Origin of the sequence: Rhodoferax sp. (genome assembly GCF_028689305.1) — a bacterium.
In the GTDB taxonomy this organism is placed as follows: Bacteria; Pseudomonadota; Gammaproteobacteria; order Burkholderiales; family Burkholderiaceae_C; genus Rhodoferax.
Genome location: NZ_JAQTWM010000027.1, coordinates 1 through 5,912, shown reverse-complemented (window position 1 = coordinate 5,912; position 5,912 = coordinate 1). Strand labels below are relative to the sequence as shown.

Genomic DNA, 5,912 nt, shown 5'->3' with positions numbered 1-5,912 from the left:
TCGGCCAGAGCGGCGAACTTCGCCTTTGCCAAACGGCAAGGCATCCAGCGCACTGCTGACCGGCACTCCAGCCCCGGCGCCGCGCGGGTAACGCACGGCCACCGGGGTGGTCTGCGCATAAGCCGTGCAAAGCAGCTGGCGGCATTCGTTCTCATCGGCCGGACAGGCCACGCTGACATTGGGGATGCAGCGCAGAAAGGCGATGTCGTAAGCCCCGGCGTGGGTGGCACCATCAGCCCCCACCAGACCAGCACGATCCAGCGCAAACACCACCGGCAGGTTCTGGATGGCCACATCGTGAATCAACTGGTCGTAGGCCCGCTGCAGGAAGGTCGAATAAATCGCCACCACCGGCTTCAGGCCTTCACAGGCCAGGCCGGCAGCAAAGGTCACAGCGTGTTGCTCAGCAATGCCGACGTCAAAAAAACGCGTCGGAAACCGCTGCTCGAACGCCACCATGCCCGAGCCCTCGCGCATGGCCGGGGTGATGCCAACCAGCCGGTCATCGGCAGCCGCCATGTCGCACAACCAGTCGCCAAACACCTGGGTGAACGTCTGCTTGGCAGGCGTACAGCTGGTTTGCAGGCCCACCGCCGGATCGAACTTGCCGGGGCCGTGGTAGGCCACCGGGTCAGCCTCGGCCAGTTTGTAGCCCTGCCCCTTTTTGGTCACCACATGCAGGAATTGCGGGCCTTTGAGCTGCTTGATGTTTTCCAGCACACTCACCAAGGTTTCCACGTCGTGGCCATCAATCGGGCCGACGTAGTTGAAGCCGAATTTTTCAAACAGGGTGATCGGTTTGACCATGCCCTTGGCCGACTCCTCAAAACGCCGGGCCAGCTCAAACAACGGCGGCGCCCCCTTGAGCACGGTCTTGCTGGCGTTCTTGGCGGCGGCGTAAAACTGGCCACTCAACAGCTTGGCCAGATAACGGTTGAGTGCCCCCACAGGCGGGCTGATCGACATGTCGTTGTCGTTGAGGATCACCAGCAGGTTGCAATCGGAAACGCCGGCGTTGTTCATCGCTTCAAACGCCATGCCGGCAGTCATGGCACCGTCGCCAATGACGGCAATGGCGTGCCGCTCTTCACCCTTGAGACGCGAGGCCAGCGCCATGCCCAGCGCCGCCGAAATCGAGGTGCTGGAGTGGGCTGTGCCAAAGGCGTCAAACTCGCTCTCGGCGCGTTGCGGAAAACCGCTCAAGCCCCCCAGCTGGCGCAAGGACGCCATGCGCTCACGCCGTCCGGTCAGGATCTTGTGCGGGTAGGTCTGGTGGCCCACATCCCAGACGATGCGGTCATGCGGGGTGTTGAACACATAGTGCAGCGCCACGGTCAGTTCGACCGTGCCCAGGTTGGAGCTCAAGTGCCCACCGGTCCTGGCCACGCTGTCCAGCAAAAAAGCCCGCAATTCGGTGGCCAGCGGCTTGAGCTGCGCACGCGTCAACCGCCGCAGATCGTCCGGCACATGGATGGTGGGCAACAGGGGAGACGGATTATTGGTTAGCATATGCTCTGTTTTTTATAGCTAATGATGCTTATTTTATGCGGGCTAGAAGCAATTTTTATCTATTTTCTTGGCCAGCTGTCAATGGGAGCGTTGTACCACCATGACCGCCAGCGCCTGCAAGGCGTCTACATCTGCCAGTCCGCTGCGGGCCAATGCCGCCAGCGCCTGGGCCAACAATTCGTTGGCGTAGGCCGTGGCCTGGTCCAGCCCCATCAGCGACACATAGGTGGGCTTGTCACAGTCAGCATCCTTGCCCGCCGTCTTGCCCAGCGTGGCCGAATCGGCCGTCACGTCCAGAATATCGTCCACCACCTGGAACGCCAAGCCGATGGCAGCGCCAAATTCCTGCAACGCCGCCGTGGCAAGCGCTGTGGTCTGGCTGCAGGTGGCCCCCATCATGACACTGGCCTGCAGCAGGGCGCCGGTTTTCAGGCGGTGCATCTGGCGCAACTGGGACTCGGTGAGCTGCAGGCCCACGCTGGCCAAATCAATCGCCTGCCCGCCGGCCATGCCGGTGCAGCCCGCCGCACGCGAGAGCAGGCGGCACAGCCTGGCCTGTTGCGCGTCGGGCATCACGGCCGGTTCCGGCGTCAACAACTCAAACGCCAGCGCCTGCAGGGCGTCGCCGGCCAGCAGCGCACTGGCCTGGCCAAACTGCACATGCACCGTTGGCTTGCCACGGCGCAGCACATCGTTGTCCATACACGGCATGTCGTCATGCACCAGGGAGTAGGCGTGGATCAGTTCCACCGCACAAGCCGCGCGCAAGGCGGCTTGTGCCCCCCTGCCGTCACCCTGCCCGGCACTGACGGCTTCATACGCCGCCAGCACCAGCAGCGGGCGCAGGCGTTTGCCGCCATCCAGCACCGCGTAACGCATGGCCGCCATCAGCTCGGCTGGTGCATGGTGATCCAGGTCGGCCGAGGCATCCACATTGACCCAGCAGTCCAGGGCGCGCTCCACAGCATCGAGCTGGAGAGCCATCCAGCGGTTCAGATCAAACGCAGCCGTCATGGTGTGTCGGGCGTCCAGGTTTTGAGGGCGCCCTGGTCCAGCAGCTTGACCTGGCCTTCCACCGCCTCCAGGCGGTCACGGCAGAATGCCAGCAATGCGGCACCCCGCTGGTATTGGGACAGAAGTTGCTCCAGCGGCATATCCCCGGATTCCAGCCGGGCAACCAGTTGCTCCAGCTCCTGTAACGCGGCTTCATAGCTGGCCGGTGCGGCGGGCCCTTGTTTGGCGGCTGTAGCCATAAAACGCAATACTCCCGGGTGAAAAGTTGCCATTTTAGGCGCTATGAACCTGTGGTGCCCCTGCGCCAAAGCCCCACAGAACCAGTGATTACTGTTACATTCAGTTACACCACCACTACCGCTTTGCCACAACCTCTTGCCGTCATGAGTTGCCTGAAACCAGCACTGCCATCAGGGCGTTTATTCAGGTTTCTGCTTTTTTGGCTGATGACCTGGCCCGCGATAGCCGCCACCGATACCCTGCGGGTCCTGAGCTGGCCGGGGTACGCCGACGCGGACCTGGTCAAGGTGTTTGAAGCCCGCACCGGCGCCAAGGTCGAAGTGACCTATATCGACCTTGACGATGCCCTCTGGCAGCGGGTCAACCAAAACGAAGCGCGGGACTTTGATGTTTTTGCGGTCAACACCGCCGAGTTGCAGCGTTACATCCAGAAGGGCCTGGTGGCCCCGATCAACAGGACGGCCATCCCCAACATCTCGCGACAATTGCCGCGTTTTCGCCAGGTGGAGGCCATTGCCGGTCTGGTGCATCAGGGCCAGGTGTATGGCGTGCCCTACACCTACTCTGAAATGGGCCTGATCTATGACCGCCAGCAGATCAAGGAGCCGCCCAGCTCCCTGCAGGCACTGTGGGACCCGCGCTATCGCGGCAAGGTGCTGTTGTACAACGGCAGCTCCCACAACTTCACCCTGGCCGCCCAGTCCCTGGGGCTGAATGACCCGTTCCAGATCAGACCGGCACAATGGGCACCGACGGTGGAGCGCTTGATTGCGCTGCGACGCAACGCCCTGGGTTTCTACACCCAGCCGGAAGAGTCCATCACCCTGTTCCAACACAAGCGGGCCGCCCTGATGCTGGCCAACTACGGCTCACAACAGGTGCAGTTGCTCAAGGCAGCGGGCGTGGATGTGGCTTACGCCATCCCCAAGGAAGGCGCGCTGGCGTGGCTGGATACCTGGGCCATCACACGCCAGACCAAAAATGCGGCGCTGGCCCATGCCTGGATCAATTACCTGCTCGAACCTGCACCCAGCCAAGCGCTGGTCACCCGCCAGGGCCTGGCCAACACGGTCTCTGAGTCACCTTATCTGCGTGCCAAGGACCGCATCCTCTGGCTGGAGCCGGTGGAAGACAGCCTGCGCCGGCATCAACTCTGGGAACGCATTTACTCGGGGGACCGTGCCAGTCGGGTCCTGGCCCCATGACCTTCGGTATTGCCGCCAAACTCAGTGGCCTTCTGGCGCTGGTCAGTTGCCTGATCGCCGGCCTGACCGGGCTGTATGCCTACCAGGCCAGCCGTGATTTGCTGGTGAGTGCGACCCAGGACGAGCTGATGACCGCCACCCAGGTGATCGCCCGGCGTATTGCCGACATGCGCCTGGACCTGTCGCGTGACTTGACCCTGCTGGCCCGGCATCCGGCCAGCCTGGCGCTGCTGCAAACACCCCCGGCAGCCCAGGGGCCACAGGCCGACCAGTTGAACACCCTGTTCCAACTGCTGATGCGTGCCAACCCGGGCTACTTCCAGGTCCGGCTGATATCGGCCGCCGATGGCGGGCTGGAGCGCGTCAGGGTGGACCGGGACGGCGCCCAGCTGCTGCGTATCGAAGAGGATGACCTGCAGGAGAAAAACCATTACCCCTACGTGTCCGACACCTTGCAGTTGCCAGCCGGCAGCACCTACCTGTCGCGCATCGTGATCAACCATGAACGCGGCGCTCACGCCGGTGCCGAGCAGCCCACCGCCCAGTTTGCCTCGCCGGTGGTCGACGCCCAGGGCCAAGCCCTGGGGGTGGTGGTGATCAACCTTGATTTCAATGGCATTTTTGCCAAGCTGGCGGCCGATTTACCCAAGGAATTCCAGCTGTTTCTGGCCAACCAGCAGGGTGACTTCTTGATCCACCCGGACCGCAGCAAGGCCTTTGGATTTGACCGGGGCCAGCGTGTCCTGTTGCAGGAGGAATTTCCGGCAACCCGGGAGCTGGTCACCGGCCAGCAGCACCAGGTGGTGCTGGAAGCCGCTGACGGGCGCTACCTCGATGCGCCGGTAGTGGCCACTTTTGTGGCCACTACCGTCCAGGTGCCCAGCGACGAAAGCCGCCTGATCCTGGGCCTGGCACAACCCCGCAGCAGCGTGCTGGCGCGGGCCGACCAGCTGGGGCGCACCATCCTGCAAATCGCTGTGGGTTTTGGTCTGGCGGGCTTTTTGCTCGCCCTGTTGCTGGCGCGGCGGATCACCCAACCGCTCAACACCATGAGTGAGGCAGTCCAGCATTTTGCTGCGGACCGGCCCATTACCGGGCTGCCGGTGCATCGCGCCGACGAGCTGGGGCTGCTGGCACGCAGTTTTCAGCATATGCAAAACCAGATCCAGCGGCAGTTTGCCCAATTGCAGGCGCACCGGGAAGAACTCGAACACCTGGCGCGCCACGACGTGCTGACCGGCCTGCCCAACCGCCGCCTGTTCATGGAGCGGCTGGAAAACGCGGTAGAACGCGCCAAGCGTAGCGACACGATGCTGGCGGTGATGTTCATCGACATGGACCACTTCAAGCAGATCAATGACCAGTTGGGCCACGACGCCGGCGACATGGCCCTGCAATGGGTAGCCCAGAAGCTGCTGGCCAACACCCGCAAGACCGACACCGTGGGACGGCTCGGTGGCGACGAGTTTGTGGTGTTGCTTGACGGCCCGATCCACCGTGACCAGGTGGCCGCTATTGCCGGCAAACTGCGTGACAGCCTGCTCCAGCCCTGGTGTTATGGCGCCCACCAACGCGCCATCGAGTTGAGCATGGGCATCAGCCTGTTCCCGCAGGACGGCGAATCGGCCGAGCAGCTCATGAGCGGTGCAGACGCTGCCATGTACCGCATCAAGATGCACAGCCGCAACAATTTTGGCTTTGTCTGCGAACCCGCCAGCCCGCCAACGCTTGGCGCGCCCTGACCAAAGTCCGGTACCTGCTGCGGTCATTGGACCGCCCCGGTCCAGCCAACGGCGCAGGCAAAGCTACAATCCGGTCCCTTTGCGCCAGCTCTGGCTGGTTTCTTTCAATTGGCACCTGTGTGTGCCTCTCCCTGTGGGGAGTCTAGGTCAGGTCACCCATGTCTGATTTAAGTCTTCAACTGCAGCCGGCCACTGGCCAACT

5 protein-coding genes are annotated in these 5,912 nt (G+C 62.9%); 2 read left to right on the top strand and 3 right to left on the bottom strand.

Annotated elements, in window-relative coordinates; translation table 11 throughout:
• From dxs to xseB, 3 genes are all read right to left on the bottom strand, one after another.
• Positions 1–1,509 (bottom strand): 1-deoxy-D-xylulose-5-phosphate synthase (gene dxs, locus PHW99_RS07770; RefSeq protein WP_300175404.1); only part of this gene is annotated, 1,509 nt, incomplete at its 3' end.
• A 78-nt stretch (positions 1,510–1,587) separates the two neighbouring features.
• A complete protein-coding gene (locus tag PHW99_RS07765) occupies positions 1,588–2,523 on the bottom strand; it encodes a polyprenyl synthetase family protein (protein WP_300175402.1) in 936 nt (311 codons plus the stop codon).
• Complete coding sequence (xseB, locus tag PHW99_RS07760) at positions 2,520–2,762, bottom strand: exodeoxyribonuclease VII small subunit (RefSeq protein WP_300175400.1); 243 nt, start codon at positions 2,760–2,762, stop codon at positions 2,520–2,522. The genes PHW99_RS07765 and xseB overlap by 4 nt, the downstream gene beginning before the upstream one ends.
• A 207-nt stretch (positions 2,763–2,969) precedes the next feature.
• Between xseB and PHW99_RS07755 the strand changes: the two genes are divergently transcribed.
• Both PHW99_RS07755 and PHW99_RS07750 read left to right on the top strand, forming a co-directional pair.
• Positions 2,970–3,968 (top strand): extracellular solute-binding protein, encoded by a 999-nt coding sequence (locus tag PHW99_RS07755; protein WP_300175398.1) that lies wholly within the window; start codon positions 2,970–2,972, stop codon positions 3,966–3,968.
• Complete coding sequence (locus PHW99_RS07750) at positions 3,965–5,710, top strand: diguanylate cyclase (RefSeq protein WP_300175396.1); 1,746 nt, start codon at positions 3,965–3,967, stop codon at positions 5,708–5,710. The genes PHW99_RS07755 and PHW99_RS07750 overlap by 4 nt, the downstream gene beginning before the upstream one ends.
• Positions 5,711–5,912: the final 202 nt, after the last annotated feature.

Excerpts from the sequence above, each read along its gene's own strand:
- PHW99_RS07765 (WP_300175402.1), bottom strand. The coding sequence starts at position 2,523 with ATGACGGCTGCGTTTGATCTGAACCGCTGGATGGCTCTCCAGCTCGAT.
- xseB (WP_300175400.1), bottom strand. The coding sequence starts at position 2,762 with ATGGCTACAGCCGCCAAACAAGGGCCCGCCGCACCGGCCAGCTATGAA.
- PHW99_RS07755 (WP_300175398.1), top strand. The coding sequence starts at position 2,970 with ATGACCTGGCCCGCGATAGCCGCCACCGATACCCTGCGGGTCCTGAGC.
- PHW99_RS07750 (WP_300175396.1), top strand. The coding sequence starts at position 3,965 with ATGACCTTCGGTATTGCCGCCAAACTCAGTGGCCTTCTGGCGCTGGTC.